We start from the raw sequence: 26320 nt of genomic DNA on the forward strand, positions 1-26320 counted from the left end.
AACGCCGGGGTGGTGCGGATGATCGGAAAAATCAGGATTTTCCTGGCCCTGGGGCTGGTTGTCGTCGGCTCGCTGGTGCTTGTGCCGCTGCAGATATTGTCGATGCGGACCGGGCTCTGGCGCGAGACCTTCATCCTGAAAATCTGGCACAGGATGATCGTCAGGACGCTGGGGCTGCGCATCCATGTCAAGGGGACTCTGTCCGAACAACGCCCATTGCTGGTTGCGTCCAACCACATCTCCTGGACCGACATCATGGTGCTGGGGTCGATGGTCGACGTGACGTTCATCGCCAGGGCCGACATGGCCGGCTGGCCGTTGATCGGCATGCTGTCGAAGCTGCAACGCACGGTCTTCATCGAACGTGAGCGTAAGCGTTCGTCGGGCGACCAGGCGAGCGAGATCGCCGGCCGCATGGCCAAGGGCGACGCCATGGTGCTGTTTGCCGAAGGCTCGACCGGCGACGGCAACATGATCCTGCCGTTCAAGAGCACGCTGTTCGGCGCCGCTACAATGGCGATTGCGGAAGGGGCGGCCGAACAGGTCTTCATCCAGCCGGTGGCGATCGTCTATACGCGCCTGCATGGCGTGCCGCTCGGCCGCCGGCATCGGCCGGTTGCCGCCTGGATCGGCGACGAGGAGCTGATGCCGCACCTCAAGGTGCTGATGGCCGAGGGCGCCCTCGACGTCGAGGTGCATTTTGGCGAGGCGATTGCTTTCTCCAAGGGCTCCAGCCGCAAGGAGACAGCAAAGCAGATGGAACGCCAGGTACGCGAGATGGTACAAGCGGCGCTCGCCGAACCGCGTCCGAGCCGGTAGGCTGCGCAGGTTCCGGCCAGATTCGTCTGTTTTTTGTCGGGGAAAGGCGCTAGAAGCCGCGAAATGGAATTGAACACGATAGAACGCGACGACATCGGCGCTGCCGCCGAAGACCTGGTCGTTCCGCCTGCCGCGACCAGAAAGGTCTTCGTCAAGACCTATGGCTGCCAGATGAATGTTTACGATTCGCAGCGCATGACCGATGCGCTGGCGGCCGACGGCTATGCCGCGACAGACGCTATCGGCGAGGCCGATCTGGTGCTGCTCAACACCTGCCACATCCGCGAGAAAGCGGCGGAAAAGGTCTATTCCGAACTTGGGCGCATCCGTGAGTTGAAGGCCGAGCGTGCAAAGGCCGGGCGCGAAATGCTGGTCGGCGTCGCCGGCTGCGTGGCGCAGGCCGAGGGTGCCGAGATCATCCGCCGCTCGCCGGCCGTCGACCTGGTCATCGGCCCGCAGACCTACCACCGGCTGCCCGGTGTGCTGGCGAGGGCGCGTGGCGGCGAAAAGATCGTCGAGACCGACTATGCCGTCGAGGACAAGTTCGAGTATCTGCCGCAGCCGAAGCGCGCCGAACTGATCAGGCGCGGCGTGACGGCGTTCTTGACCGTTCAGGAAGGCTGCGACAAGTTCTGCACCTTCTGTGTCGTGCCCTATACGCGCGGCTCGGAAGTCTCGCGGCCGGTGGCACAGATCGTCGCCGAGGCCGAGCGCCTGGCGGATGCCGGCGTGCGCGAGCTGACGCTGCTCGGCCAGAACGTCAATGCCTGGCATGGAAGAGGCGAAAACGGCGGGGAATGGGGCCTTGGCCGACTGCTGTTCAGGCTGGCCGAGATTCCAGGCCTGGCGCGGCTGCGCTACACGACCAGTCATCCGCGCGACATGGAGGATGAATTGATCGCCGCCCATCGTGATTTGCCGACGCTGATGCCCTATCTACATTTACCGGTGCAGTCCGGCTCCGACCGCATACTCAAGGCGATGAACCGCAGGCATATGGCCAAGGACTATCTGACGTTGATCGACCGCATCCGTGCCGCACGGAACGACATCGCACTGTCCGGCGATTTTATTGTCGGCTTTCCCGGTGAGACGGAAGCGGATTTCGAGGCGACCATGCAGTTGGTCGAAGACGTCAACTATGCCTCGGCCTTTTCGTTCAAATATTCGCCGCGCCCCGGCACGCCGGGCGCCGAGATGAGCGATCACGTGCCGGAGGCCGTCAAGGACGAGCGCCTGCAGCGGCTGCAGGCGCTGCTGCTGAAACAGCAGCAGGATTTCGGCACCAGCCTGGTCGGCAGGACCATCGACACGCTGATCGAAAAGCCGGGCCGCCAGGCCGGCCAGAAGGTTGGCCGCTCGCCCTGGCTGCAGCCGGTTATTGTTGATGAAAAGGCCGGCGAAATCGGTGACATTATCCAGGTACGAATCACGAAGACGGGCTACAACAGCCTGTTCGCCGAATTGGCCTGAAGGTCTCGGCAGATGAGGAGAGACGGTTGAGCGCTGCTGAAGTGAAGAACCTGCCCCAGAACCTACCCTCGGGGGCCTCGGATATCGCGCACATCGTACTGACTTTCGACAACAACAAGCTTGCCAGCGCCCTTTACGGCCAGTTCGACGAGAATCTGGCCCGACTCGAGCAGAAGCTCGGCGTCGATATCCGCTCGCGCGGCAATCAATTGACCATCAAGGGCTCTTCCTCGGCCGCCGAGCAGGCACGCCGCGCCTTGGACAATCTTTACGGCATTCTGCAGAAAGGCACCGACATCGGCCAGTCCGATGTCGACGGCGCCGTGCGCATGGCGATCGCCAGCGACGACCAGCTGACGCTGCCGACGCTGGAGCGCAAGGGCAAGGTGTCCGCCGCCCAGATATCGACGCGCAAGAAGACCATCTATGCCCGCTCGCTCAACCAGGACGCCTACATGCGCGCGCTGGAGCGGTCGGAACTCGTCTTCGGCATCGGCCCGGCCGGCACCGGAAAGACCTATCTGGCGGTGGCGCATGCGGCAATGCTGCTCGAACGCGGCATGGTCGAACGCATCGTGCTGTCGCGCCCCGCGGTCGAGGCGGGCGAACGGCTTGGCTTTCTGCCGGGTGACATGAAGGAGAAGGTCGATCCCTATCTGCGGCCGCTCTATGACGCGCTCTACGACATGATGCCGGCCGACAAGGTCGAGCGGGCGATTGCCGCCGAGGTCATCGAGATCGCGCCGCTGGCGTTCATGCGCGGCCGTACGCTGGCGCACGCTGCCGTCATACTCGACGAGGCGCAGAACACTACGCCGATGCAGATGAAGATGTTCCTGACCCGCCTCGGCGAGAACTCGCGCATGATCGTCACCGGTGATCCGACCCAGATCGATCTGCCGCCAAACACCAAGTCCGGCCTGGTCGAGGCGCTGAGAATCCTCGACGGCGTCACCGGCATGGTGACGGTCCGCTTCAACGAAGGCGACGTCGTCAGGCATCCGCTGGTCGCCGAGATCGTCAAGGCCTATGACCGCGACGGCAAGCTGGCCAGGGGCCTGGGTGTCGAAAGCTGATATGATTATGCGGCCGCATGGCTGAGGAGCAAAAGGCGGGGGGGCCGCTTCCCGTCGAGATCGACATCGCGATCGAGGCGGGCGACTGGCCCGACGAGACGACGCTGACGCGGCTGGTCGACCACGCCGTCTCGGCCGGCTTTGCCGAAACCGGTGCCGACGGCCGTTCCGAGCTCAGCATCGTCTTTTCCGACGATGCCCATATCCGTACGCTCAATGCCGGCTGGCGCGGCAAGGACAAGCCGACCAACGTCCTGTCTTTTCCGGCTTTTCCGTTTGCCAGGGGCGGGCCTCTGCCGCCGATGCTCGGCGACATCGTGCTGGCCGCCGAGACTGTCGCGCGCGAGGCGGCACTGGAAGACAAGCCCATCGAGGACCATATCTCCCATCTCGTCATCCATGGCCTGCTGCATTTGCTGGGCTATGATCACGAAACCGATGCCGAAGCGGAACTGATGGAAGCGACAGAGCGCGCAGCACTTGCGAGGCTTGCCATTCCCGATCCCTACACGTAATTACAAAAGACCAATTGACCGGACGATGATGAACGACAAACCAGAGACTGCCGCCCGCTCCGACGCCGGCAGTGTGATCAAGCCTTCCGAAACGACGGAAGAGGGCTCGAGTCCGAGTACCTCGACCGGCAGCTTCGCCAGCGAGGCATCGCCTGCCGGTCCTTCCCTGTTTGATCGCGTGCTCGGGCTTTTCAGGCACCGCAACGGCACCAGCCTGCGCGAGGAGATTGCCGGTGCGCTTGCCGAAACGGCGAGCGATGCAGAATCCTTCTCGCCTGGCGAACGCGCCATGCTCAACAACATCCTGCGCCTGCGCGAAGTGCGCGTCGAGGACGTCATGGTGCCGCGCGCCGACATCGAGGCGGTCGAGATCACCACGAAGCTGGGTGATCTTCTGGGGCTGTTCGAGCAGTCCGGCCATTCCCGCATGCCGGTCTATTCGGAGACGCTCGACGATCCGCGCGGCATGGTTCATATCCGCGACGTGCTGGCGCACATCACCAAGGTCGCCCGCGTCAGAAAGGGCAGGACGACAAGGAAAACTCCGGTCGCGACGGTTCTCGATCTCGCTCAGGTCGATCTGGCGCGCACCATCGGCGATCTCAACCTGATCCGACCGGTGCTGTTCGTGCCGCCGTCGATGCTCGCCTCCGACCTGATGGGGCGGATGCAGACGACGCGGACCCAGATGGCTTTGGTCATCGACGAATATGGCGGTACTGACGGTCTCGTCTCGCTCGAGGACATCGTCGAGATGGTGGTCGGCGACATCGAGGACGAGCATGACGAGGACGAGCCGATGATTACCCAGGCCGGCGAAGGCGTCTTCATCGTCGACGGCAAGGCCGAGATCGACGACGTCGCCAAGATGATCGGCGAGGATTTCGCCGCCGGCGAGCACGGCGAATATGTCGACACGATCGGCGGCATGATCTTCAACACGCTTGGCCGGGTGCCGGCGCGCGGCGAAGTGGTGCAGGCCATACCCGGCTTCGAGTTTCATGTGCTCGACGCCGACCCACGCCGCGTCAAGCGCGTGCGCATCGTCGAGACCCTGAAGGGCGAGCGCCGCCGCCGCGCCGTCCGCACCGAGCAGGCTTGAAGGACGCGGCTTGCCCGATGCCGGTTGAGGACCCGTTCAAGCACTCGACGCTGGGCTCCGGCGTCTTCTACCAGGATCCGCGAGCCGCATTGACCTGGCTTGAAGAGCCTTCGGCTTCGAGCCGGGCATGGTGGTCAGCGATGCAGATGGCAGGCTCGTCCATTCCGAGATGCGGTTCGGCGATGGTTATATCATCGTCGATTCCGAATGGGCCGACCATATAGCCAGCCCGGCTTCAGTTGCAGGCAAGAACACGCAGTCGGTCTATGTACGTCTCAAGGACGGGATAGATGCCCACTGCGATCGTGCAAGGGCGGCGGGAGCCGAGATCGTCGAGGGGCCTGCCGACCAGCTCTACGGTGAACGGCAGTACAGGGCGCGCGATCCTGAAGGCCATATCTGGACCTTTTCCCAGACTGTCCGCTCCGTCCCACGCGAAGAGGCTGAGCGGCTGGGTGGACTGAAGATCGAAGGCTGGCATCGATAGCTATGAGCGGACTTGTTCGCTCTTATCCGGTTTGGAGCCAAGCCCGCGGCCTGATAAATCTTGCTTCCTGATTCGCACGACTCGGAAGCATAGATGGAGCGCCAGGCCGGCCGGATAATTCTGCTTTGGGGCTGGCGGCGCGCGCTGGTTGCGTTTCTTGCCGGGGCGCTGGCGGTTCTTGCCCAGGCGCCGTACGATTTCTTCGCCGTCTGTTTCGTTTCGTTTCCCCTGCTGGTGTGGCTACTCGACGGCGCGACCGGCGAAGCCTCGGACGGTTTTCTGCGGCGCTTGCTGCCGGCTTTCGCCATCGGCTGGTGGTTCGGTTTCGGCTACTTTCTTGCCGGTCTCTGGTGGGTCGGCTCGGCGCTTCTGGTCGAGGCCGACAGCTTCGCCTGGGCCTTGCCGTTCGCGGTGGTCGGCATCCCCCTCGCGCTCGCCCTCTTTTACGGTTTCGCTGCCGTGGTTGCCCGGCTGTTGTGGAGCAACGACATCGGCCGCATCGCCGCGCTCGCCTTCGGCTTTGCGCTGGCGGAATGGCTGCGCGGCTTCCTGTTCACCGGCTTTCCGTGGAATGCCGTCGGCTATGCGGCGATGCCGGTGCCTTTGCTGATGCAGAGCGTCTCGGTGACCGGCATGGTCGGCATGAACGCGCTTGCGGTCTTCGTCTTCGCGTTGCCGGCGCTGCTTGCGGCGCGCCGGCATCTTCGCCTCGGCGCGGCGTTGCTTGTCGTTCTCGTCGCCGCCCATGCCGGCTTCGGCTATATCCGGCTCGCCGCCCCCGAAAAGCCGGCCGCCCGCAGCCTTGACGTCCGTATCGTGCAGCCTGCCGTCGACCTTACGGAAAAATGGGATACCTCGGTGCGTGACCGTATCTTCGCCACCATGATGGGGCTTTCGGCCAAGGCGCCGGAACCCGGCCATGACAGGCCGCAATTGATCCTGTGGCCGGAGACGTCCGTGCCGTTTCTGTTCACCGAACGTCCGGATGCCCTGCCTGCGATCGGAGAGATGCTTGGCGATGGCCAGATGCTGGTCGCCGGCGTCGTTCGCGAGGAAGGCGGCTCGGCGGCCGGCAGCCGTTACTACAACTCTGTGGTGGCGATCGACGAAAGGGGCGAAATCGTCGATGCCGTCGACAAGGTCCACCTGGTACCCTTCGGCGAATACCTGCCTTTCGCCGATCTGCTCGGCCGCTTCGGGCTTGAGCAGCTTGTTGCCGGTCCAATGACCTTCGCGGCGGGCAATGAGCGGCATCCGATCGCGCTGCCCGGCGGTATCCGGGCGCTGCCGTTTATTTGCTATGAGGTCATCTTTCCCGATCTGGTCGCAGTTGACGCAACGTCAGCCGAGCTTATTGTGAACGTCACCAATGACGCCTGGTTCGGCGACACGCCGGGGCCGTACCAGCACTTCAGGCAGGCGCAGATCCGGGCGGTGGAGAATGGGGTGCCCCTGTTGCGCGCGGCTAATAACGGCATTTCGGCCGTTGTCGACCCGCGCGGTCGCATCGTCGACGCGCTGGCAATCGATGCACGCGGCGCGATCGATGTGCGTGTGCCGATCTCCAACCAAGCCATCGTTTCCTCCGGCCAACGACGCATTAACGGAATGCTGATCATGTTTTTGCTTGCCGTTGCGGCATGCATTTTGAACGTAAGGCAAAGGCTACGGGCGAATTGACAGCCGACACATTAGAAACTCATACTGTAAGCGCCTGAAAATTTTCGAAGTCGATAAGGTCGTTCTGTTGGGGCACGGGCCGCGGCGTCGTTTGGGCAGCAAAATAGAAAAAGCCGGAAAAATTCGGCGAGGAAAAAATGACAGAAGAAAACAAGAAAAAGCCGAATCCGATCGACATCCACGTCGGAAGCCGCATCCGGCTTCGCCGCAATATGCTGGGAATGAGCCAGGAAAAACTGGGTGAAAACCTCGGCATAACGTTCCAGCAGATCCAAAAGTACGAAAAGGGCACCAATCGCGTCGGCGCCAGCCGTTTGCAGGCAATCGCCTCCATACTCGGCGTCCCCGTCGCCTTCTTTTTCGAGGATGCGCCCGGTCAGGAGCCCGTGGGCAACCGTGGATTTGCCGAGGATGCTTCGATGACCTCCGCCGTCGAATTCTGCGGCAGCCCGGAAGGCCTCCAGCTGAATCGCGCCTTCGTCAAGATCGCCGACGTGAAAGTGCGCCGCAAGATCATCGAGCTGGTGAAGTCGCTTTCCACCGACGAAGTCGATTGACTGGCCCGTGAAGAGTTCAACAAGGAAGGGGTCGTCGTAGCTGGGCATGCAATTTCTCGCGGCTGCGCGCATTGAGGGATGTTCATTCCGCAAATGCGCTAAAGCGCAGATCGATTTCGCTCGACACGCTTCCTCGAAGCCGTTTTCCTCAGTCTGTTGGTGCAAGGGCTGATCGCAGTGCGCCCTGCCGCCGTCTTGGGATGCAAAGATAATAACGTCAAAATTCATGCCAGAACGGCTGCATGGCTTGACGAGCGACGCCCGGCACCGTTAACAACTGGCGCGCCAAAATCGGCGGCCTGCCGATATTTTTTTCAAGAGGGGACACCCGTGACGCGGCACAATTACTTCTTCACCTCGGAATCCGTTGCCGAAGGCCATCCCGACAAGGTCTGCGACCGCATCTCCGACGAGATTGTCGATCTCGTCTATCGCGAAGCCAGAAAGACCGGCATGGACCCGTGGAAGGTCCGGGTTGCCTGCGAGACGCTTGCGACGACCAATCGCGTTGTCATCGCCGGCGAGGTGCGCGTCCCCGAGACGCTGCTCAAGAAGGACAAGGAGGGCAACGTCCTGAAGGATGCGGCCGGCCATCCGATTGTCAACCCGGCCAAGTTCAAGTCGGTCGCTCGCAAGGCGATCCGCGAAATCGGCTACGAGCAGGCCGGTTTCCACTGGAAGACAGCCAAGATCGAGGTCCTGCTGCACGGCCAGTCGCCGGATATCGGCCAAGGCGTCGACAACGCCTCCGACCGGCAAGGCGAGGAGGGAGCCGGCGACCAGGGCATCATGTTTGGCTATGCCTGCCGCGAAACCCCGGACCTGATGCCGGCGCCGATCTATTACAGCCACAAGATCCTCGAATTGCTGGCGGCTGCGCGCCATGAAGGCAGCGGTGATGCCGGCAGGCTCGGGCCGGATGCCAAGAGCCAGGTCACCGTCCGCTATGTCGACGGCAAAGCGGCGGAAGTGACGCAGATCGTGCTGTCGACCCAGCATCTCGATGAGACGTGGGATTCGAAGAAGGTGCGCAACGTCGTCGAGCCCTATATTCGCGAAGCACTGGGCGACCTGAAGATTGCCGACAATTGCAACTGGTACATCAATCCGACCGGCAAGTTCGTCATCGGCGGGCCTGATGGCGACGCCGGCCTGACCGGCCGCAAGATCATCGTCGACACTTATGGTGGGGCTGCGCCTCATGGCGGCGGCGCTTTTTCTGGCAAGGACACCACCAAGGTCGACCGCTCGGCGGCCTATGCGGCGCGTTATCTCGCCAAAAACGTGGTTGCCGCAAAGCTCGCCGATCGCTGCACCATCCAGCTTTCCTATGCGATCGGTGTCGCCCAGCCGCTGTCGATCTACGTCGACCTGCACGGCACCGGCAAGGTCGACGAGGCAAAACTCGAGCGTGCACTGCGCGCCGTGATGGACCTGTCGCCTTCCGGCATCCGCCGCCACCTCGATCTCAACAAGCCGATCTATGCCAAGACGTCGTCCTACGGCCATTTTGGCCGCAAGGCCGGCCGGGACGGATCCTTCTCCTGGGAGAAGACCGATCTCGCCAAGGCGCTCAAGGACGCTCTCGCCGAACCGGTCGCCGAAGCAGTCGCCGCCTAACCGCGGCGCCTATGGATCCGAAGGACCGGCCAAGCCGTGCGACCGAGGCCTTTTTCGGTCGCCGGCGCGGCAAGACCATTCGACCACAACAGGCAGCGGCGCTGGAGAGCGGCTTCGCCGCCTACAGGCTCGATCTGACGGTTGAACCGCCGGCCGACTTGCGCAGCCTTTTCGAAGCCGAAGTTTCGGCTGTCCAGCTCGAAATCGGTTTTGGCGGCGGCGAACATCTTCTGCACCGTGCTACGGCCAGCCAGGCGACCGGCTTTATCGGCGTCGAGCCTTTCGTCAACGGCATGGCCAAGATGATGATGGCGGTCCGGGAGCGGCCGCTTGCCAATCTGCGCGTCTATGACGACGACGCCACACGTCTGCTGGACTGGCTGCCGCAGGCTTCGCTTGACGGCATTGACCTTCTCTATCCGGATCCGTGGCCGAAGAAGAAGCACTGGAAGCGGCGCTTCGTCAGCCCGGTCAATCTCGACCGCTTCGCGCGCGTCCTGAAGCACGGCGGAAAGTTCCACTTTGCGTCCGATATCGATAGCTATGTGAACTGGACGCTCCTGCATTGTCGGGCGCACGACGCCTTCACGTGGCAGGCAAGCGAAGCAGCCGACTGGCACCGGCCCTATGATGGCTGGCCGGGGACGCGCTATGAGGCCAAGGCCATTCGCGAAGGCCGACGGCCCGCCTATCTCACCTTCGTGCGGAAATAAGCGGGAAAGTAGAGCTGAGCACAAGGCGAGCGGGCCGAAGGCTCTCGGCGCTCACTTGGCTCAGAAGCGACGGATCTTGTCGAAGGCTGCCGGCTCCATGCCGAGATTGCGCAGATCATGCGCACGCGGCTTGCGACCGCTTTCCACAGCCCGGGACGCGGCTACGGCGCTGCCGAACACGCTAAAGACATCGCCTATGGCTGAAAAAAATCCACGATTGTTCATGATGGTACCCTTTTGAGCGCAGTGAGCGCTCCAATTGTGCAATGCAACATAGATAGTCGTGCGTGGCCGGTGCTCAAAGGGGGATCACTGCACGGGCGCCATGCATTTGGCGCAGCGCTGCGGACTCGGAGCCTTGCCGTCATGCAGGACGGGCTTGAAACGAGGACCACGATCGTCTATATCAGCTTCAAATTCTTGGTCGCTGTGACGAAGAGTGGGTCCACCCGGTCCCGCTCTTTTTTATTACCTGCCGACCAACAGAAATCGAGTGACAGGACCGAATGACAGTGACGGCAAGCGAAGGCGACGACCGCATCATCCGCGAAAGCGGCATCGATGCGCGCATCGCGCTGATCGTTCAGCCGGTACTGCGCGCCATTGGTTTCCGCTTGGTACGTGTGCACCTGTCGGGCCAGAACGGGCTGACGCTGCAGATCATGGCCGAGCGCGAAGACGGCACCATGACGGTCGAGGATTGTGAAGAGGTCAGCCGGGCGGTGTCGCCGGCGCTCGATGTCGATGATCCGATCGAGAAGGCTTATCATCTCGAAGTGTCGTCGCCGGGCATCGACCGGCCGCTGGTCCGCAAATCGGACTTTGCAGCCTGGACCGGCCATCTGGTGAAGATGGAAACATCGGTTCTCGTCGCCGACCGTAAGCGCTTCAAGGGCAAGATCGCCGAAAGCGACGCGGACGGTGTGCTGATCGAGCGTGACAAGGCCGCTTACGGCGAGGAGCCGACGGTACGTGTTCCCTACGATGCGATTGCCGAAGCGCGGCTGATTCTGACCGACGACCTTATCCGCGATGCGCTCTCGAAGGACAATCGGGCGCGCAAGGAAGCCAGGAAACGCCGCGGCGAACCCGAAGACGCACCAGAGGGTGCGGAAGACGAAACCGAACAGGAAATGTGATTGGGCTGCCGGCCGTAAGGGTCGGCAACAAGCTCGGGAGAAAGAAGATGGTTGTAAGCGCCAACAGGCTTGAACTGCTGCAGATCGCCGATGCGGTCGCGCGTGAAAAGTCGATCGACAAGTCGATCGTCATCGCCGCCATGGCCGATGCGATCCAGAAGGCCGCGCGCTCGCGCTACGGCCAGGAAACCAATATCCGCGCCGACATCAATGCCAACACCGGCGAGATGAAGCTGCAGCGGCTGATGGAAGTGGTCGAGAAGGTCGATGACTACGCGACGCAGATTGCCATTTCCTCGGCGCGCGAGCGCAATCCGGACGCCCAGCTCGGCGATTTCATTGCCGAACAGCTACCGCCGATGGATTTTGGCCGCATCGCCGCCCAGTCCGCCAAGCAGGTCATCGTGCAGAAGGTGCGCGAGGCCGAGCGCGACCGGCAATATGATGAATACAAGGACCGTATCGGCGAGATCGTCAACGGTACCGTCAAGCGCGTCGAATACGGCAACGTCATCGTCGATCTCGGCCGCGGCGAAGCGATCATCCGCCGCGACGAGCTGATTCCGCGCGAAAACTACAAGTATGGCGATCGCGTCCGTGCCTATGTCTATGACGTACGCCGCGAACAGCGCGGCCCGCAGATATTCCTGTCGCGCACCCATCCGCAGTTCATGGCGAAGCTGTTCACCATGGAAGTGCCGGAAATCTACGACGGCATCATCGAGATCAAGTCGGTCGCCCGCGATCCGGGTTCGCGCGCCAAGATCGCTGTCATCTCGCGCGACAGCTCCATCGATCCGGTCGGTGCCTGCGTCGGTATGCGCGGCAGCCGCGTCCAGGCGGTCGTCGGTGAATTGCAGGGCGAGAAGATCGACATCATTCCGTGGTCGCCATCGGCGGCGTCCTTCATTGTCAATGCATTGCAGCCGGCGGAAGTCGCCAAGGTCGTGCTCGACGAGGATGCCGAGCGCATCGAGGTCGTCGTTCCCGACGATCAGCTGTCGCTGGCCATCGGCCGCCGCGGCCAGAACGTCCGTCTTGCCTCGCAGCTGACCGGCTGGGATATCGACATCCTGACCGAGCAGGAAGAGAGCGAACGCCGCCAGAAGGAATTCGTCGAACGGTCGTCGCTGTTCATGGAAGCCCTCGACGTCGACGAGATGGTCGGCCAGGTGCTCGCTTCTGAAGGCTTCACCAGCGTCGAGGAGGTCGCGTATGTCGACTCCGGCGAAATCGCGTCGATCGACGGCTTCGACGAGGACACGGCTTCGGAAATCCAGACTCGCGCCCGCGAATATCTGGAGAAGATCGAAGCCGAGCATGACGAGAAGCGCAAGGCGCTCGGCGTCAAGGACGAGCTGCGCGAGATTCCCGGCATCACCACCGCCATGATGGTGACGCTCGGCGAGGACGGCGTGAAGACGATTGAGGATTTCGCCGGCTACGCCGCCGACGACCTGACCGGTTGGAAGGAACGCAAGGACGGCGAGACGAAGGTATTCCCGGGTGTGCTCGCCAACCACGGCGTATCACGCGCCGATGCCGAGCAGATGGTCCTGGCCGCTCGCCTGAAGGCTGGCTGGATCACCGAAGACGAGCTTGCCGCCGAGGGCGTGCCGGCTGACGAAACCGTCGGTGCGTGAGGTGAAACCGCATCGCACCGAACCCGCCCTTGGACGAGATGAACGATCGCACCTGCATCGTCACCCGCAGGCAAGCCGAACCGGATGAACTGATCCGTTTCGTCGTCGGCCCGGATTCGGCCGTCGTTCCGGACATCAAGAGAAACCTGCCCGGCCGCGGTTGCTGGGTGACGGCCGACCGCCTACATATAGAAAAGGCAGCGGCCAAAAACCTGTTTGCCCGTGCTTTTAAGGCGCAGGTGAGCGTGCCGGCCGATCTTGGCGGCATGGTCGACGCGCTGCTTTCCAGGTCCGCTCTGGGCATGCTTGGCCTGGCCCGCAAGGCGGGCGCCATAGCGCTCGGAGCGACCAAGGTCGAGAGCGCCGTGCGCGGCGGACTTGCACTTTTCGTGCTCCACGCGACCGAGGCTTCCGACGATGGCGTCCGCAAGATAAGCCAGGCGCGACGGGCAACCGTCCACCTCGGCGGGCCTGCGATCCGCGCTTACAAACTTTTCTCCGAGGCCGAGTTGAGCTTGGCATTGGGGGGTACAAATGTGATACATGCTGCCGTTCTCGCGGGAGACGCGGGCAGGGCGGTCCAGAAGCGCATGGTTGCGCTCGACCGATATCGGGGCGGTTCCCCGGACGATCTGGCAATGCTTGCGGCCGTTGCTGACGAAGATGATGCCGCAGAGGATATGGAATGAGCGATACGAAATCGGGCGACGACAAGACGCTGAGTGTTACGCCGAAGAAGACCTTGACGCTGAAGCGCCCCGGTATGGAACAGGGCACGGTGCGCCAGAACTTCTCACACGGCCGCACCAAGTCGGTGGTCGTCGAGACCAAGAAGCGCAAGTTCTCGCTGCCCGGCGACAAGCCGGAGCCGGCGGCAGCGCCTGTGTCCGTCTTCACGCCGAAGCCGGTCGCGGCAGCGCCCGCCGTGCAGGAAGCTCCCAAGGCGCCTCCCCCTCCGCCGCCGGTCGAACGCGGCGGCATGGTGCTGAACGAGTTGTCGCGCCAGGAAATGGAAGCACGCCGCCGGGCTCTCGAGGGCTCGAAGGTCCGCGATGTCGAGGATCGCCAGCGCGCCATCGAGGAAGCCAAGCGCCGCAGCGAGGACGAAGAGCGCCGCCGCCGCGAGCGCGAGGAATCGGCTCGCCGTCAGGCCGAGGAAGAGGCACGGCTGCAAGCCGAGGCCGAATCCCGCCGCCGTGCCGAGGAAGAGGCGCGCCGCCGTGCGCCGCTCGCCGCCGAACTGGCAACAGTCGATGACGAGGAAGAGGTCAAACCGAAGCGGGCCGGTGCCGGCGCACCAGTGCGCCGTCTGGTCACGCCGGAAGTGGCGCGTCCGGCCAAACCGACCAAGGGCGAGGAAGACCGCCGCCGCGGCAAGCTGACGCTGAATTCGGCGCTTTCCGACGAGGATGCGCGCGCCCGCTCGCTCTCGTCGATGCGCCGCCGTCAGGAGAAATTCAAGCGCGCGTTGCATAACGAGCCACGCGAGAAAGTCATGCGTGAAGTGATCCTGCCCGAAACCATCACCATCCAGGAGCTGGCGCAGCGCATGTCCGAGCGCGCTGTCGACGTGGTCAAGTTCTTCATGAAGCAGGGCCAGATCCTGAAGCCTGGTGACGTCATCGACGCCGACACGGCCGAACTCGTCGCCACCGAATTTGGCCACACGGTCCGCCGCGTCGCCGAGTCCGACATCGAAGAGGGCTTGTTCAACATCGCCGATCGTCCCGAGGACCTGCAGCCGCGTCCGCCGGTGGTAACGATCATGGGTCATGTCGATCACGGCAAGACCTCGTTGCTCGATGCCATCCGCAATGCCAACGTCGTCTCCGGCGAGGCCGGCGGCATTACCCAGCATATCGGCGCCTATCAGGTCGAGAAGAACGGTCACAAGGTTACCTTCATCGACACGCCCGGCCACGCCGCCTTCACGGCGATGCGTGCCCGCGGTGCCCAGGCGACCGATATCGCCATCCTCGTGGTGGCAGCTGACGACAGCGTCATGCCGCAGACGATCGAATCGATCAATCACGCCAAGGCGGCCGGCGTTCCGATCATTGTGGCGATCAACAAGATCGACAAGCATGACGCCGACCCGCAGAAGGTGCGTTCGGAACTGCTGCGCCACGAGGTGTTCGTCGAATCCATGGGCGGTGAGGTGCTGGATGTCGAGGTGTCGGCGACCAAGGGCATCAATCTCGACAAGTTGCTCGAAGCGATCCTGCTGCAGGCCGAAATCCTCGACCTGAAGGCCAATCCGGACCGCACCGCCGAAGGCGTGGTCATCGAAGCCCAGCTCGACAAGGGCCGCGGCCCAGTCGCTACCGTGCTGGTGCAGACCGGCACGTTGATGCCGGGCGACATTCTCGTCGCCGGCAACGAATGGGGCCGGGTACGCGCGCTCGTCAATGATCGCGGCGAGCAGGTCAAGGAAGCGCCGCCGGCAATGCCGGTGGAGGTGCTCGGCCTGCAAGGCACGCCGCAGGCCGGCGACCGCTTCGCCGTGGTCAACAACGAGGCCCGCGCCCGCGAGATCACCGAATACCGCCAGCGTCTGGCACGCGAGAAGGCGGTTGCCAGGCATGCCGGCCAGCGCGGTTCGCTGGAGCAGATGATGTCGCAGTTGCAGACCAGCGGACTGAAAGAATTCCCGCTGGTTATCAAGGGCGACGTGCAGGGTTCGATCGAGGCGATCAACGCGGCGCTGGACAATCTCGGCACCGACGAGGTGCGTGCGCGCATCGTCCATGCGGGAGCCGGCGGTATCACCGAAAGCGACGTGTCGCTGGCGGAGACCTCGGGGGCCGCGATCATCGGCTTCAACGTTCGCGCCAATGTGCAGGCGCGTGCGGCAGCGGCCGCGGCAGGCATCGAGATCCGCTACTACTCCATCATCTACAATCTCGTGGATGACGTGAAGGCGGCGCTCTCCGGCCTGCTCTCGCCGGAGCGTCGCGAGACCTTCATCGGCAATGCCGAGATCCTCGAGATCTTCGACATCACCAAGGTCGGCAAGATCGCCGGCTGCCGTGTCACCGAAGGCAAGGTCGAGCGTGGTGCGGGCGTGCGCCTGATCCGCGACAACGTCGTCATCCACGAAGGCACGCTGAAGACCCTGAAGCGCTTCAAGGACGAGGTTTCGGAAGTTCCGGGCGGCCAGGAATGCGGCATGGCCTTCCAGAACTACGAGGACATGCGCGTCGGTGACGTCATCGAGTGCTTCCGCGTCGAGATGGTGACCAGGACGCTCTGAGCTCGAACGTTCGAGTTCGGGCATCCATCGAGACCGGGCGGTGGTCGAAAGACCGCCGCCCAAACCATATGAGACATGTGGTGCGGTCCTATCCCGCGCCCCACGATTTCAGGATAGAGAAAAATGCCCCGTTCAATCACATCAGGCCCATCCCAGCGCATGCTTCGCGTAGGCGAGCAGGTGCGCCATGCTCTGTCGGAAACCTTGCAGCGCGGCGAGATCCTCGATCCGCTGATCGAGAACACGGTGGTTTCGGTCTCGGAAGTGCGCATGTCGCCCGATCTCAAGATCGCCACCGCCTTCGTTTCGCCGCTCGGCGCCAAGGATGCCGGGGCGGTGATCGAGGCGCTCAACAAGCATGCGAAGTTCGTGCGCGGCCGCGTCTCCGGCGCGCTGCGCCAGATGAAGTACATGCCGGAATTCCGCTTCCGGCTCGACACCAGCTACGACAATTTCCAGAAGATAAACGAGTTGCTGCACTCGCCCGAAGTGGCGCGCGATCTCAGCGCCGACGACAAAGACAAAGACGACCGGAAGGACAGCGAATAGTGGCGCGTCGCGGCAAGAAGAAGGGCCGGCCGATCTCGGGCTGGCTGGTACTGGACAAGCCGGTCGGCATGGGCTCGACTGAAGCCGTCTCCAAGATCAAATGGCTGTTCCAGGCGGAAAAGGCCGGCCATGCCGGCACGCTCGACCCGCTGGCGTCCGGCATGCTGCCGATCGCGCTCGGCGAAGCGACCAAGACCGTGCCATACGTCCAGGACGGCGCCAAGGTCTACCGCTTCACGGTTGCCTGGGGCGAGGAGCGTTCGACCGACGACCTCGAAGGCCCGGCGACCAAAAGCTCGGACCGCCGTCCGGCGGAAGCCGACGTACGGGCGCTGCTTTCGAAATATACCGGCGTCATCATGCAGACGCCGCCGCAATTTTCGGCGATCAAGATCGCCGGCGAGCGCGCCTACGACCTTGCCCGCGATGGCGAGACGATCGACATTCCGGCACGCGAGGTCGAGATCGGCCGGCTCGATCTGGTCGAGCACATGGCCGATCGCACCATCTTCGAGGTCGAATGCGGCAAGGGCACCTATGTCCGCTCGCTGGCGCGCGACATGGGCCGCGACCTTGGCTGCTTTGGTCACATCGCCGAGCTGCGGCGGGTCGAGGTCGAGCCGTTCACGCAGGAAGATTTCGTTACCCTGGCCGAGCTGGAAGCCGCCCGCTTCGGCGAGCAGGGCGAGCCGCAAGAAGCAGACGCCCCGATCGACTTCGGTGCCATCGATGCACTTCTGGTCGACACCGCCGCCGCGCTCGAATGCCTGCCGCAGGTCGCGATCAGCGATGATGCGGCAACCAAAATCCGCCTCGGCAATCCGGTCATCATTCGCGGCCGTGACGCGCCGGTAGAAGCGGAGGAGGCCTGCGCCACCGCGCGCGGCAAGCTGGTCGCCATCGGCGCCATCGAGCAAGGCATGTTCAAGCCAAAGCGGGTCTTTATCGGGTAACAGCTGTCTCTCGGCGCATGATCTCCAACCGGATTCTATTTTGGGAAAGGATCATGCGCTAAATCAACAGGGCGACGGCGTCGTTTGCCGTCCGAAGGGATGCGCGGCACCGACGCTGCATTCGAGGGGGCACATGGCAAAGGCTGAGACGGGCAGGAAGCGGGCGGTGCTCAACACACGGCGGCCGCCCGTCGGGGCTTCGCCCGGCACGCTGATCGCCGACCCGGCGGCACGCCGTTCCGAGCTTAGGCTGACATTGATCTCGCCCGAAAAGTTCAAGACCATCGACAATGCCAGCATCGACGACGTCAACACCCATTGCCACAATTGGCCGGTTATCTGGCTCGATTGCACAGGCCTCGCCAACATCCAGCTGATCGAGGAGATCGGCCGGATCTTCAACCTGCATCCGTTGGCGCTGGAAGATGTCGTCAACACCGGCCAGCGGCCGAAGGTGGATTTCTTCGAGGACCATGCCTTTGTCGTCGTCAGGATGATCGACGATGTCACCGCGCATCGCTACGAACAGATCGCCGTCTTCTTCGGCAGGAACTTCGTCGTCACCTTCCAGGAACGCGAAGGCGACCCGTTCGATCCCGTGCGCAAGCGGATCGCAAGCTCGGTGCCCAACCGCTTGCGCTCGCGCGGCGCCGACTATCTCGCCTATGCTTTGATCGACGCCATCGTTGACAGCTATTTCCCGCCGATCGAGGCTGCCGGCGAATTGGTCGACAGCATTGAGGACCAGATGCTGAACCAGGCGCACAAGCATCAGATGCGGCAGCTTCACGAATTGCGGCGCGATGCCAATGTGCTGAAGGGCGTGCTTTGGCCGATGCGCGACGCGCTGGCGACCATGATCCGCAACGACGTCTCTTATGTGAAGGCCGAAACCAAGATATTTCTGAACGACACGCTCGATCATTCGCTGCGATTGATCGAACTGGTCGAAACCCAGCGCGACATGCTGACCGGCCTGATCGAGATGCACTTGTCGCTCAGCCAGGCGCGCACCAACGACGTCATCAGCTATCTGACGATCGTCTCGGTGATCTTCATGCCGCTTACCTTTCTCGTCGGCGTATGGGGCATGAATTTCGACCCCGACACCTCGCCCTGGAACATGCCGGAGCTGAAAGCCTATTACGGCTATCCCCTGTCGCTCGTCTTCATGGCGCTTGTTGCGGTCGGGCTCTTTGCGTACTTCAAATGGAAGAAATGGCTCTGACTAGGCGGAAGTGCCCGTTTATGCAGCAAAAAGCCGGCTTGTGAATTAGGCTGGCCTTTTTGTCGGAATTGCACTATATGCGCCGCAGCCTCGCGCTTTGACGCGTTGCTTGCACCGGCCCCTGCTGGACGACATCCCGGCTGAGGGCGTCCCGTTTCCTCAAACAGACAAGGAAAAACACGATGTCGATTACTGCCGAACGCAAGAAGGAATTGATGGGCGAATTCGCTACCGCCAAGGGCGATACCGGGTCTCCGGAAGTCCAGGTGGCCATCCTTTCGGAGCGCATCAAGAACCTGACCGACCATTTCAAGGACCACAAGAAGGATAACCATTCCCGCCGTGGTCTGCTCGCTCTCGTTTCCCAGCGCCGCAGCCTGCTTGATTATCTCAAGCGCAAGGACGACGCGCGCTATCAGACGCTGATCGAGAAGCTCGGTCTGCGCCGTTGACGAATTGACCGGCGGGTTCTTTCGAGAGCCCGCCGGTCGCGCATTGGAGCATCGGGTCATCCAAGGCTCCATGAAGGAAGTAGAGCGCCGCGCATCGGTTTGGATGCGCAAAGGACGCTCTGAAGTTTAGATTTGCGCAGGATATTTTCCGAAAACCTGGTTTTCGGGTTCACGCGCAAGGCCACTCGGATCGATTGGCCAACCCGGTTTCGAAACAGCAGAGGGCCGCTCGAAACCGCCCATGGACGGTCATGGGGCAGGATTGCAGGACGCTCGTGCGGCACCGCGCCGAATAAACCGAGCCTCCCGTTGTCTTGCCCGTGGCTGCCCGAGAAAGGAAGCCAAGGGAAAGGGGCATCCGCGCACGCTGAAACGGCGCGGCCCTTTCCGCATATGAAGGACAAGACATGTTCAATTACCACAAAGTGGAAATCGAATGGGGCGGCCGTCCGCTCATTCTCGAAACCGGCAAGATCGCGCGTCAGGCTGATGGCGCGGTGCTGGCCACCTACGGCGAAACCAAGGTTCTCGCCACCGTCGTCTCGATGAAGGAGCCGAAACCCGGCCTCGATTTCTTCCCGCTGACGGTCAACTACCAGGAGAAGACTTACGCCGCCGGCAAGATCCCGGGTGGCTATTTCAAGCGGGAAGGCCGTCCGAGCGAGAAGGAAACGCTGGTTTCCCGCCTGATCGACCGCCCGATCCGCCCGCTCTTCGCCGAAGGCTACAAGAACGACACCCAGATCGTCGTCACCGTCGTCCAGCACGATCTCGAAAATGACCCGGACATCCTGTCGATCGTCGCCACCTCCGCCGCCCTGACCTTGTCCGGCGTGCCGTTCATGGGCCCGGTTGGCGGCGCCCGCGTCGGCTACATCAACGGCGAATATGTGCTCAACCCGCATGTCGACGAGATGCAGGAATCGAAGCTCGACCTGGTCGTCGCCGGCACCGCCGACGCCGTGCTGATGGTCGAGTCCGAAGCCAAGGAACTCGGCGAGGACCTTATGCTCGGCGCCGTCATGTTCGGCCACAGGGGCTTCCAGCCGGTGATCGACGCGATCATCAAGCTGGCTGAAGTCGCGGCAAAGGACCCGCGCGACTTCACCGCGCCGGACTATTCCGCACTTGAAGCGGAGATGCTCAAGATCGTCGAAGGCGAGCTTCGCGACGCCTACAAGATCACCGACAAGCAGAAGCGCTATGCCGCCGTCGACGCCGTCAAGGCGAAGGTCAAGGCCGCGTTCGCGCCGGCAGAAGGCGAAGAGGCCAAATACACGTCCGAACAGATCGGCACCGTGTTCAAGGAGCTCCAGGCCAAGGTCGTGCGCTGGAACATCCTCGACACCGGCTCGCGCATCGACGGCCGCGACCTGAAGACGGTCCGCAAGATCGTCTCGGAAGTCGGCGTCCTGCCGCGCACGCACGGCTCGGCGCTGTTCACTCGCGGCGAGACCCAGGCACTGGTCGTCGCCACGCTCGGCACCGGCGAGGACGAGCAGTATGTCGATTCGTTGACCGGCATGTACAAGGAGAAGTTCCTCCTGCACTACAACTTCCCTCCCTATTCGGTCGGTGAAACCGGCCGCATGGGTTCGCCGGGCCGCCGCGAAATCGGCCATGGCAAGCTCGCCTGGCGCGCCATCCGGCCGATGCTTCCGACCGCCGACCAGTTCCCCTATACGTTGCGCGTCGTTTCGGAGATCACCGAGTCCAACGGCTCGTCGTCGATGGCTACCGTCTGCGGCACCTCGCTGGCTCTGATGGACGCGGGCGTGCCGCTGGCCAAGCCGGTCGCCGGTATTGCAATGGGCCTGATCAAGGAAGGCGAGCGCTTCGCCGTGCTCTCCGACATCCTTGGCGACGAGGACCACCTCGGCGACATGGACTTCAAGGTTGCAGGCACCGCCTACGGCATCACCTCGCTGCAGATGGACATCAAGATCGAGGGCATCACCGAGGAGATCATGAAGATCGCGCTCGACCAGGCCAAGGATGGCCGTCAGCACATTCTCGGCGAAATGGCCCACGCGCTGTCCGGCGCACGTGCCGAGCTCGGCGAGTTCGCGCCGCGCATCGAGGTCATGCACATCCCGACCGATAAGATCCGCGACGTGATCGGCTCGGGCGGCAAGGTCATCCGCGAGATCGTCGAAAAGACCGGCGCCAAGATCAACATCGAGGACGACGGCACCGTCAAGATCGCTTCGGCCAACGCCAAGGAGATCGAGGCGGCGAAGAAGTGGATACACACCATCGTCGCCGAGCCGGAAGTCGGTGAAATCTACGAAGGCACGGTCGTCAAGACCGCCGACTTCGGCGCTTTCGTCAATTTCTTCGGTCCGCGTGACGGCCTCGTCCACATCTCACAACTCGCCAATGACCGCGTCGCCAAGACCTCCGATGTGGTCAAGGAAGGCGACAAGGTCTGGGTCAAGCTGATGGGCTTCGACGAGCGCGGCAAGGTCCGCCTGTCGATGAAGGTCGTCGATCAGGCCACCGGCAAGGAAATCGTGCGCGACAAGAAGAGCGAAGGCGAAGAAAACGCCGCCTAAGCTGATCTAACTATGCAATCGAAGCGGGCGCGCCGGAAGGTCGCGCCCGTTTGCGTTTCAACAACAGCCTTGCAGTTCAAGAGTGGTGAATGTCCGCCGAGCCGCTGAAAACGCTTTTCCATTCGTTCGAGGCCGGTGCTGTTTCCCTGCCACGAAAGGATGAACGCATACTCTTTCTCGGTGCCGAGCCCGGCTTTCGCTTGCCGGAAGGGTTTGATGCCAAGCTTCATCTTGTCCAAGGCTTCAGGCCGCACTTTCGCGCCTTGCAGGCGTCCGGCTTCGCGGTCACGCCGCAGGTCGAAGGCGAGGCTTTCGACGCGGCATTTGTGCTCGCTGGCCGCCATCGCGGCCAAAACGAGTTGCGCGTTGCCGAAGCGGTCGAACGCGCAGCACCAGGCGGGTTGATCGTCGTCGCCGGCAGCAAGGACGATGGAATCGCCAGCCTGCGCAAGCATGTCGGCGCCCTTGTGCCGCTCGAAGGCCACCTGCCGAAGCATCACGGCATTGCCTTCTGGTTTCGCCGGCCGGCCGATACCGTTGCCGCGGCAACGCTTCGCGCTGCCAATCCGGATTTGGTGGTCGAGGGCTGCTTCCGCACGGCGCCAGGCATGTTTTCCTTCGACAAGATCGATGCCGGATCGAAACTGCTGATCGAAAATCTGCCCAACGATCTGCGTGGCAGCGTTGCGGATTTCTGTGCCGGTTGGGGCTATGTCGCCGCCGAGGTCGGCGCCCGCTCACCTGGCATATCGGCGCTTGACCTTTACGAAGCGGATTTCGAGGCGCTGGAGGCGGCGAAGGCCAATCTCGGCAACACAGGCGTGGAGCCAGGTTTCTTCTGGATCGATCTTTTGAGCGAGCCGGTCGAGCGCCGCTATGACGTCGTCGTCATGAACCCGCCCTTTCATCGCAGTCGGGCGACTGAGCCGGAAATCGGTGCCGGCATGATCCGCGCGGCAGGCAAGGCGCTGAAGCCGGGCGGCCGGCTGTTCATGGTGGCGAACCGTCAACTTCCCTACGAACCGGTGCTGGCGGCCGCCTTCTCCAGCCATGCGGAGCTCGCCCGCGACGGCATGTTCAAGGTCTTATCGGCGCGACGCTGAAATCCTGCGGGGCAAGCCGGCGATACGTCGCTCGCGCTATTCCCGCCCGCCGTCGGTCTGCTTCAATTCGTCAAGCGTCGGCATGGAAACGATGTGATAGCCGGAATCGACATAGTGGATTTCGCCGGTGACGCCGGAGGACAGGTCGGACAGCAAATAGAGCGCGGAGCCGCCGACTTCGTCGATCGTCACTGTACGGCGTAGCGGCGAGTTGCGCTGCTGGTAGGAGAACATGTGGCGTGCGTCGGAAATCCCGGCGCCCGCAAGCGTCCGTACCGGTCCCGCCGATATGCCGTTCACCCTGATGCCGCGCGGGCCGTAGTCGTTGGCGAGATAGCGGACGCTGGCCTCCAGCCCCGCCTTGGCGACACCCATAACGTTGTAGTTCGGCATGACACGGACCGAACCGGCATAGGTCAGCGTGATCATCGAACCGCTATCCTTCATCAATGTGGCGGCGTGACGGGCGATCTCGGTGAAGGAGTAGCAGGAGATCACCATTGTGCGGATGAAGTTGTCGCGGCTCGTGTCGGCGTAGAGGCCTTTCAGCTCGTTCTTGTCGGAAAAGCCGATTGCATGGACGACGAAATCCAGCCCGCCCCACGCCTTCCCCAAAGTCTCGAAAGTCGCGGCGACCGACACGCTGTCCTCGACGTCGCAAGGCACCACCAGGGATGCGCCCAATTTCTCGGCGAGCGGCTTGACCCGGCGCCCGAAGGCCTCGCCCTGATAGGTGAAGGCGAGGTCCGCGCCATGTTCGGACAGTTTGCGGGCGATACCCCAGGCGATCGAATGATCGTTGGCAACACCCATGACAAGCCCGCGCTTGCCCTTCATCAATCCGTCCATGGTCGGCAAATCCTTATGCGGAATAGCGCTGGAAAATCAGCGTTGCGTTGGTGCCACCGAAACCGAACGAATTGGACAAAACGGTGTCGATCCTTGCATCGTCGATGCGCTTGCGCACGATCGGCATGCCCTCGAATTCCGGATCGAGGTTCTCAATGTGGGCGCTCTCGCCGATGAAGCCGCCTTGCATCATCAGGATCGAGTAGATCGATTCCTGCACGCCGGCGGCGCCCAGAGAATGGCCGGTTAGCGATTTGGTCGACGTGATGAAAGGCATCTTCTCGCCGAACACCTCGCGGATGGCGCCCATTTCCTTGGAGTCGCCGACCGGCGTCGAGGTGCCGTGCGTATTGATGTAGTCGACCGGCGAGGACACCGTTGCGAGCGCCTGCTTCATGCAGCGCGCCGCGCCTTCGCCCGACGGCGCCACCATGTCGTAGCCGTCCGATGTCGCGCCATAGCCGACGATCTCGGCATAGATCTTGGCGCCGCGTGCCTTGGCATGCCCGAGCTCTTCAAGAATCAGCACGCCGGCGCCGCCGGCAATGACGAAACCGTCGCGATCGACGTCGTAGGCGCGTGAGGCGACCGATGCCCTGTCGTTGAACTTGGACGACATGGCGCCCATGGCATCGAAGAGATCCGACATCGTCCAGTCGAGATCCTCATGGCCGCCGGCGAAGACGATGTCCTGCTTGCCCCACTGGATCAGCTCGTAGCCATTGCCGATGCAATGCGCAGACGTCGAGCAGGCCGATGAGATCGAATAGTTGACGCCGTGGATCTTGAACCAGGTGGCAAGCGTCGCCGACGCGGTCGACGACATCGCTTTTGGCACCGCGAACGGCCCGATCCGCTTGGGGCTGCCGTTTTTGATCGTGGTCTCGGCCGCCTCGACGATTGCACGGGTCGACGGTCCGCCGGAGCCCATCACGATACCGGTGCGCTCGTTGGTGATGTCGGCCCCGTCGAGGCCGGCGTCTGCGATCGCCTGGTCCATTGCGACATGGTTCCAGGCAGCACCCTGCGACAGGAAGCGCATGGCGCGACGGTCGATCATGCCCGATGGGTCCAGCGTCGGCGCACCCCACACCCGGCAACGGAAGCCATGCTCGGCGAAAGAGTCGGAGAAGCTGATGCCGGATCTGGCATCGTGCAGCGAGGTCTGCACCTCGTTGGCATTGTTGCCTATCGACGACACGATGCCGAGACCTGTGACTACGACCCGTCTCATTCGCAACTCCTTCCAGCGCGGACCCCGAACCTGAAATCAATTTCCGGAATGGAACCATGCGCAAAATTAAAGTGCTACAGCGTTCATCAGACGTCCAAGACGTCGTACTGTAGGGTCTTCGTTCAGACGGCGGCCGATTGCTTGGACAGACCGACCTTCAGATCCGTTGCCGCGTATATGGGCTCGCCATCTGCCTTCAGCCAGCCATCGGCGATGCCAAGCACAAGCCGACCGCGCATCACTCGCTTGAAGTCGACGCCATACTCCACCTTCTTGACCGAAGGCGTGACCATGCCTTTGAACCTCACCTCACCGGTCGACAGCGCCATCCCCTTGCCGGGTTCACCGAGCCATCCGAGATAGAACCCCGTCAACTGCCACATGGCGTCCAGGCCTAGGCATCCTGGCATGATCGGATTACCGATGAAATGGCAGGCGAAAAACCACAAATCCGGCTTGATATCGAATTCCGCGCGGATGAAACCCTTGTCGAACGCACCGCCGGTCTCGCTGATCTCGGTGATGCGGTCGAACATCAGCATCGGCGGATAGGGCAGCTGCGCATTTCCCGGTCCGAACAGCTCGCCGCGGGCGCAGGCAAGCAATTCCTCGTAACCGTAGCTGGATTTCGAACCCGCCATCAATCTCGTCCCCGTGATCGTCCCGGGCGATAGGCGCCCTTGTCGGTGGTTTCCTAACACAATCTGTTTCAGGCCGGAAACCGGCGCTTGCGCTTAACCTGCCCGTCTGCCCGGGTCAATGCGCGCTATTGATCGCATTCGGTCGACAGAATATATGTCAGGACACGTCCAGTTTCGGCAGATGCTCAATTTCTGCCATTTTGGACCTGTCTGAGGCGGAACTGTGAGCGCGACGGATAGATGGATCTGGGTTGCCGGAAGGATAATGTCGCTGTGGACAAGCGGGTTCGCGAGGCCGGTCTGAGGCCGACACGCCAGCGCATCGCGCTGGCCGATCTGCTTTTCGCCAAGGGCGACCGCCATCTTTCGGCCGAGGAACTGCACGAGGAGGCGCTTGCCGCCGGCGTGCCGGTGTCTCTGGCCACCGTCTACAATGCTCTGCACCAGTTTACCCAGGCCGGTCTTCTCCGCATCCTTGCCGTCGAGGGATCGAAGACTTATTTCGACACCAACACCTCCGATCACCATCATTTCTATATCGAGGGCGAAAACAGGATCTTCGATATCGACAGCGGCCCGGTGACGGTTTCCAACCTGCCGGAACCGCCGGAGGGCATGGAGATCGCCAATGTCGATATCGTGGTGAGACTGCGTCCGAAACGCTGCGACTGACCGGCGC

Annotated in this window: 24 protein-coding genes and 1 pseudogene; 21 read left to right on the top strand and 4 right to left on the bottom strand. The window is 62.6% G+C overall.

Going from position 1 to position 26320, the window contains the following annotated elements:
* The first annotated feature begins 18 nt into the window (after positions 1-18).
* The 10 genes and pseudogenes from olsA (at position 19) to trmB (ending at position 10042) form a co-directional block, all read left to right on the top strand.
* Positions 19-819, top strand: a complete 801-nt coding sequence (gene olsA / locus NKI16_RS24650) for a lyso-ornithine lipid O-acyltransferase (RefSeq protein WP_023676889.1) — start codon at positions 19-21, stop codon at positions 817-819.
* Between the two features lie 63 nt (positions 820-882).
* Entirely contained in the window at positions 883-2292 is a 1410-nt protein-coding gene (miaB, locus tag NKI16_RS24655) for a tRNA (N6-isopentenyl adenosine(37)-C2)-methylthiotransferase MiaB (protein ID WP_023676890.1), read from the top strand.
* 26 nt (positions 2293-2318) lie between these two features.
* Positions 2319-3368, top strand: coding sequence for a PhoH family protein (locus NKI16_RS24660; protein WP_023676891.1), 1050 nt, complete (start codon positions 2319-2321; stop codon positions 3366-3368).
* A gap of 17 nt (positions 3369-3385) precedes the next feature.
* A complete protein-coding gene (gene ybeY / locus NKI16_RS24665; protein WP_023676892.1) occupies positions 3386-3883 on the top strand; it encodes an rRNA maturation RNase YbeY in 498 nt (165 codons plus the stop codon).
* Between the two features lie 28 nt (positions 3884-3911).
* On the top strand, positions 3912-4985 hold the full coding sequence (locus NKI16_RS24670; protein ID WP_023676893.1) for a hemolysin family protein: 1074 nt from the start codon (positions 3912-3914) through the stop codon (positions 4983-4985).
* Between the two features lie 17 nt (positions 4986-5002).
* Positions 5003-5472: pseudogene (locus NKI16_RS24675) on the top strand (VOC family protein).
* A gap of 93 nt (positions 5473-5565) precedes the next feature.
* Positions 5566-7152, top strand: a complete 1587-nt coding sequence (gene lnt, locus NKI16_RS24680; protein ID WP_352756025.1) for an apolipoprotein N-acyltransferase — start codon at positions 5566-5568, stop codon at positions 7150-7152.
* A gap of 137 nt (positions 7153-7289) precedes the next feature.
* Positions 7290-7709, top strand: coding sequence for a helix-turn-helix domain-containing protein (locus NKI16_RS24685; RefSeq protein WP_023676895.1), 420 nt, complete (start codon positions 7290-7292; stop codon positions 7707-7709).
* 330 nt (positions 7710-8039) lie between these two features.
* Positions 8040-9329, top strand: a complete 1290-nt coding sequence (metK, locus tag NKI16_RS24690) for a methionine adenosyltransferase (RefSeq protein WP_023676896.1) — start codon at positions 8040-8042, stop codon at positions 9327-9329.
* An 11-nt stretch (positions 9330-9340) separates the two neighbouring features.
* Positions 9341-10042 (top strand): tRNA (guanine(46)-N(7))-methyltransferase TrmB, encoded by a 702-nt coding sequence (gene trmB / locus NKI16_RS24695; protein WP_352614602.1) that lies wholly within the window; start codon positions 9341-9343, stop codon positions 10040-10042.
* A 60-nt stretch (positions 10043-10102) separates the two neighbouring features.
* Here the strand turns inward: trmB and NKI16_RS24700 are convergent, their stop codons facing one another.
* Positions 10103-10267: a hypothetical protein gene (locus NKI16_RS24700; RefSeq protein ID WP_352448601.1), complete on the bottom strand. Its 165-nt coding sequence runs from the start codon at positions 10265-10267 to the stop codon at positions 10103-10105.
* A gap of 281 nt (positions 10268-10548) precedes the next feature.
* On the opposite strand from NKI16_RS24700, the gene rimP reads away from it, so the two are divergent.
* The 10 genes from rimP (at position 10549) to NKI16_RS24750 (ending at position 22917) form a co-directional block, all read left to right on the top strand.
* Positions 10549-11181, top strand: coding sequence for a ribosome maturation factor RimP (gene rimP / locus NKI16_RS24705; RefSeq protein WP_023676900.1), 633 nt, complete (start codon positions 10549-10551; stop codon positions 11179-11181).
* Between the two features lie 47 nt (positions 11182-11228).
* Positions 11229-12824 (top strand): transcription termination factor NusA, encoded by a 1596-nt coding sequence (gene nusA / locus NKI16_RS24710; protein ID WP_023676901.1) that lies wholly within the window; start codon positions 11229-11231, stop codon positions 12822-12824.
* A gap of 38 nt (positions 12825-12862) precedes the next feature.
* Positions 12863-13513: an RNA-binding protein gene (locus NKI16_RS24715; RefSeq protein ID WP_352455116.1), complete on the top strand. Its 651-nt coding sequence runs from the start codon at positions 12863-12865 to the stop codon at positions 13511-13513.
* Positions 13510-16077, top strand: a complete 2568-nt coding sequence (gene infB / locus NKI16_RS24720; protein ID WP_352570339.1) for a translation initiation factor IF-2 — start codon at positions 13510-13512, stop codon at positions 16075-16077. The genes NKI16_RS24715 and infB overlap by 4 nt, the downstream gene beginning before the upstream one ends.
* 123 nt (positions 16078-16200) lie before the next feature.
* Positions 16201-16626 carry a 30S ribosome-binding factor RbfA gene (gene rbfA, locus NKI16_RS24725; RefSeq protein ID WP_023676904.1) on the top strand — a complete coding sequence of 142 codons (426 nt, stop codon included), beginning with the start codon at positions 16201-16203 and terminating at the stop codon, positions 16624-16626.
* Positions 16626-17579, top strand: coding sequence for a tRNA pseudouridine(55) synthase TruB (gene truB / locus NKI16_RS24730; protein WP_352455118.1), 954 nt, complete (start codon positions 16626-16628; stop codon positions 17577-17579). Before rbfA ends, truB begins: the two co-directional genes overlap by 1 nt.
* 133 nt (positions 17580-17712) lie before the next feature.
* Positions 17713-18807 carry a magnesium/cobalt transporter CorA gene (corA, locus tag NKI16_RS24735; protein ID WP_023676906.1) on the top strand — a complete coding sequence of 365 codons (1095 nt, stop codon included), beginning with the start codon at positions 17713-17715 and terminating at the stop codon, positions 18805-18807.
* Between the two features lie 140 nt (positions 18808-18947).
* Entirely contained in the window at positions 18948-19259 is a 312-nt protein-coding gene (gene rpsO, locus NKI16_RS24740; protein WP_280940423.1) for a 30S ribosomal protein S15, read from the top strand.
* A gap of 407 nt (positions 19260-19666) precedes the next feature.
* A complete protein-coding gene (gene pnp, locus NKI16_RS24745) occupies positions 19667-21814 on the top strand; it encodes a polyribonucleotide nucleotidyltransferase (protein WP_292654001.1) in 2148 nt (715 codons plus the stop codon).
* Positions 21815-21903: 89 nt separating this feature from the next.
* On the top strand, positions 21904-22917 hold the full coding sequence (locus NKI16_RS24750; protein WP_352570340.1) for a class I SAM-dependent methyltransferase: 1014 nt from the start codon (positions 21904-21906) through the stop codon (positions 22915-22917).
* 36 nt (positions 22918-22953) lie between these two features.
* On the opposite strand, the gene fabI is transcribed toward NKI16_RS24750, so the two are convergent.
* The 3 genes from fabI to fabA all read right to left on the bottom strand — a co-directional run bounded on the left by fabI (position 22954) and on the right by fabA (position 25641).
* Entirely contained in the window at positions 22954-23766 is an 813-nt protein-coding gene (gene fabI / locus NKI16_RS24755) for an enoyl-ACP reductase FabI (RefSeq protein WP_023676910.1), read from the bottom strand.
* 13 nt (positions 23767-23779) lie between these two features.
* Positions 23780-25000: a beta-ketoacyl-ACP synthase I gene (fabB, locus tag NKI16_RS24760; RefSeq protein ID WP_352570342.1), complete on the bottom strand. Its 1221-nt coding sequence runs from the start codon at positions 24998-25000 to the stop codon at positions 23780-23782.
* Positions 25001-25122: 122 nt separating this feature from the next.
* Positions 25123-25641, bottom strand: coding sequence for a 3-hydroxyacyl-[acyl-carrier-protein] dehydratase FabA (gene fabA, locus NKI16_RS24765; RefSeq protein WP_023676912.1), 519 nt, complete (start codon positions 25639-25641; stop codon positions 25123-25125).
* Positions 25642-25881: 240 nt separating this feature from the next.
* On the opposite strand from fabA, the gene irrA reads away from it, so the two are divergent.
* Positions 25882-26313: an iron response transcriptional regulator IrrA gene (gene irrA, locus NKI16_RS24770; RefSeq protein ID WP_023676913.1), complete on the top strand. Its 432-nt coding sequence runs from the start codon at positions 25882-25884 to the stop codon at positions 26311-26313.
* Positions 26314-26320 lie beyond the last annotated feature (7 nt).

Origin of the sequence: Mesorhizobium sp. M0698 (genome assembly GCF_040320455.1) — a bacterium.
Taxonomy (GTDB): domain Bacteria; phylum Pseudomonadota; class Alphaproteobacteria; order Rhizobiales; family Rhizobiaceae; genus Mesorhizobium.

Bases quoted from the DNA above. Each gene is read 5' to 3' on its own strand.
- olsA (WP_023676889.1), top strand. From the start codon at position 19: ATGATCGGAAAAATCAGGATTTTCCTGGCCCTGGGGCTGGTTGTCGTC.
- miaB (WP_023676890.1), top strand. From the start codon at position 883: ATGGAATTGAACACGATAGAACGCGACGACATCGGCGCTGCCGCCGAA.
- ybeY (WP_023676892.1), top strand. From the start codon at position 3,386: ATGGCTGAGGAGCAAAAGGCGGGGGGGCCGCTTCCCGTCGAGATCGAC.
- NKI16_RS24670 (WP_023676893.1), top strand. From the start codon at position 3,912: ATGAACGACAAACCAGAGACTGCCGCCCGCTCCGACGCCGGCAGTGTG.
- lnt (WP_352756025.1), top strand. From the start codon at position 5,566: ATGGAGCGCCAGGCCGGCCGGATAATTCTGCTTTGGGGCTGGCGGCGC.
- NKI16_RS24685 (WP_023676895.1), top strand. From the start codon at position 7,290: ATGACAGAAGAAAACAAGAAAAAGCCGAATCCGATCGACATCCACGTC.
- trmB (WP_352614602.1), top strand. From the start codon at position 9,341: ATGGATCCGAAGGACCGGCCAAGCCGTGCGACCGAGGCCTTTTTCGGT.
- NKI16_RS24700 (WP_352448601.1), bottom strand. From the start codon at position 10,267: ATGAACAATCGTGGATTTTTTTCAGCCATAGGCGATGTCTTTAGCGTG.
- rimP (WP_023676900.1), top strand. From the start codon at position 10,549: ATGACAGTGACGGCAAGCGAAGGCGACGACCGCATCATCCGCGAAAGC.
- nusA (WP_023676901.1), top strand. From the start codon at position 11,229: ATGGTTGTAAGCGCCAACAGGCTTGAACTGCTGCAGATCGCCGATGCG.
- NKI16_RS24715 (WP_352455116.1), top strand. From the start codon at position 12,863: ATGAACGATCGCACCTGCATCGTCACCCGCAGGCAAGCCGAACCGGAT.
- infB (WP_352570339.1), top strand. From the start codon at position 13,510: ATGAGCGATACGAAATCGGGCGACGACAAGACGCTGAGTGTTACGCCG.
- rbfA (WP_023676904.1), top strand. From the start codon at position 16,201: ATGCCCCGTTCAATCACATCAGGCCCATCCCAGCGCATGCTTCGCGTA.
- corA (WP_023676906.1), top strand. From the start codon at position 17,713: ATGGCAAAGGCTGAGACGGGCAGGAAGCGGGCGGTGCTCAACACACGG.
- pnp (WP_292654001.1), top strand. From the start codon at position 19,667: ATGTTCAATTACCACAAAGTGGAAATCGAATGGGGCGGCCGTCCGCTC.
- NKI16_RS24750 (WP_352570340.1), top strand. From the start codon at position 21,904: ATGTCCGCCGAGCCGCTGAAAACGCTTTTCCATTCGTTCGAGGCCGGT.
- fabI (WP_023676910.1), bottom strand. From the start codon at position 23,766: ATGGACGGATTGATGAAGGGCAAGCGCGGGCTTGTCATGGGTGTTGCC.
- fabB (WP_352570342.1), bottom strand. From the start codon at position 25,000: ATGAGACGGGTCGTAGTCACAGGTCTCGGCATCGTGTCGTCGATAGGC.
- fabA (WP_023676912.1), bottom strand. From the start codon at position 25,641: ATGGCGGGTTCGAAATCCAGCTACGGTTACGAGGAATTGCTTGCCTGC.
- irrA (WP_023676913.1), top strand. From the start codon at position 25,882: ATGGATCTGGGTTGCCGGAAGGATAATGTCGCTGTGGACAAGCGGGTT.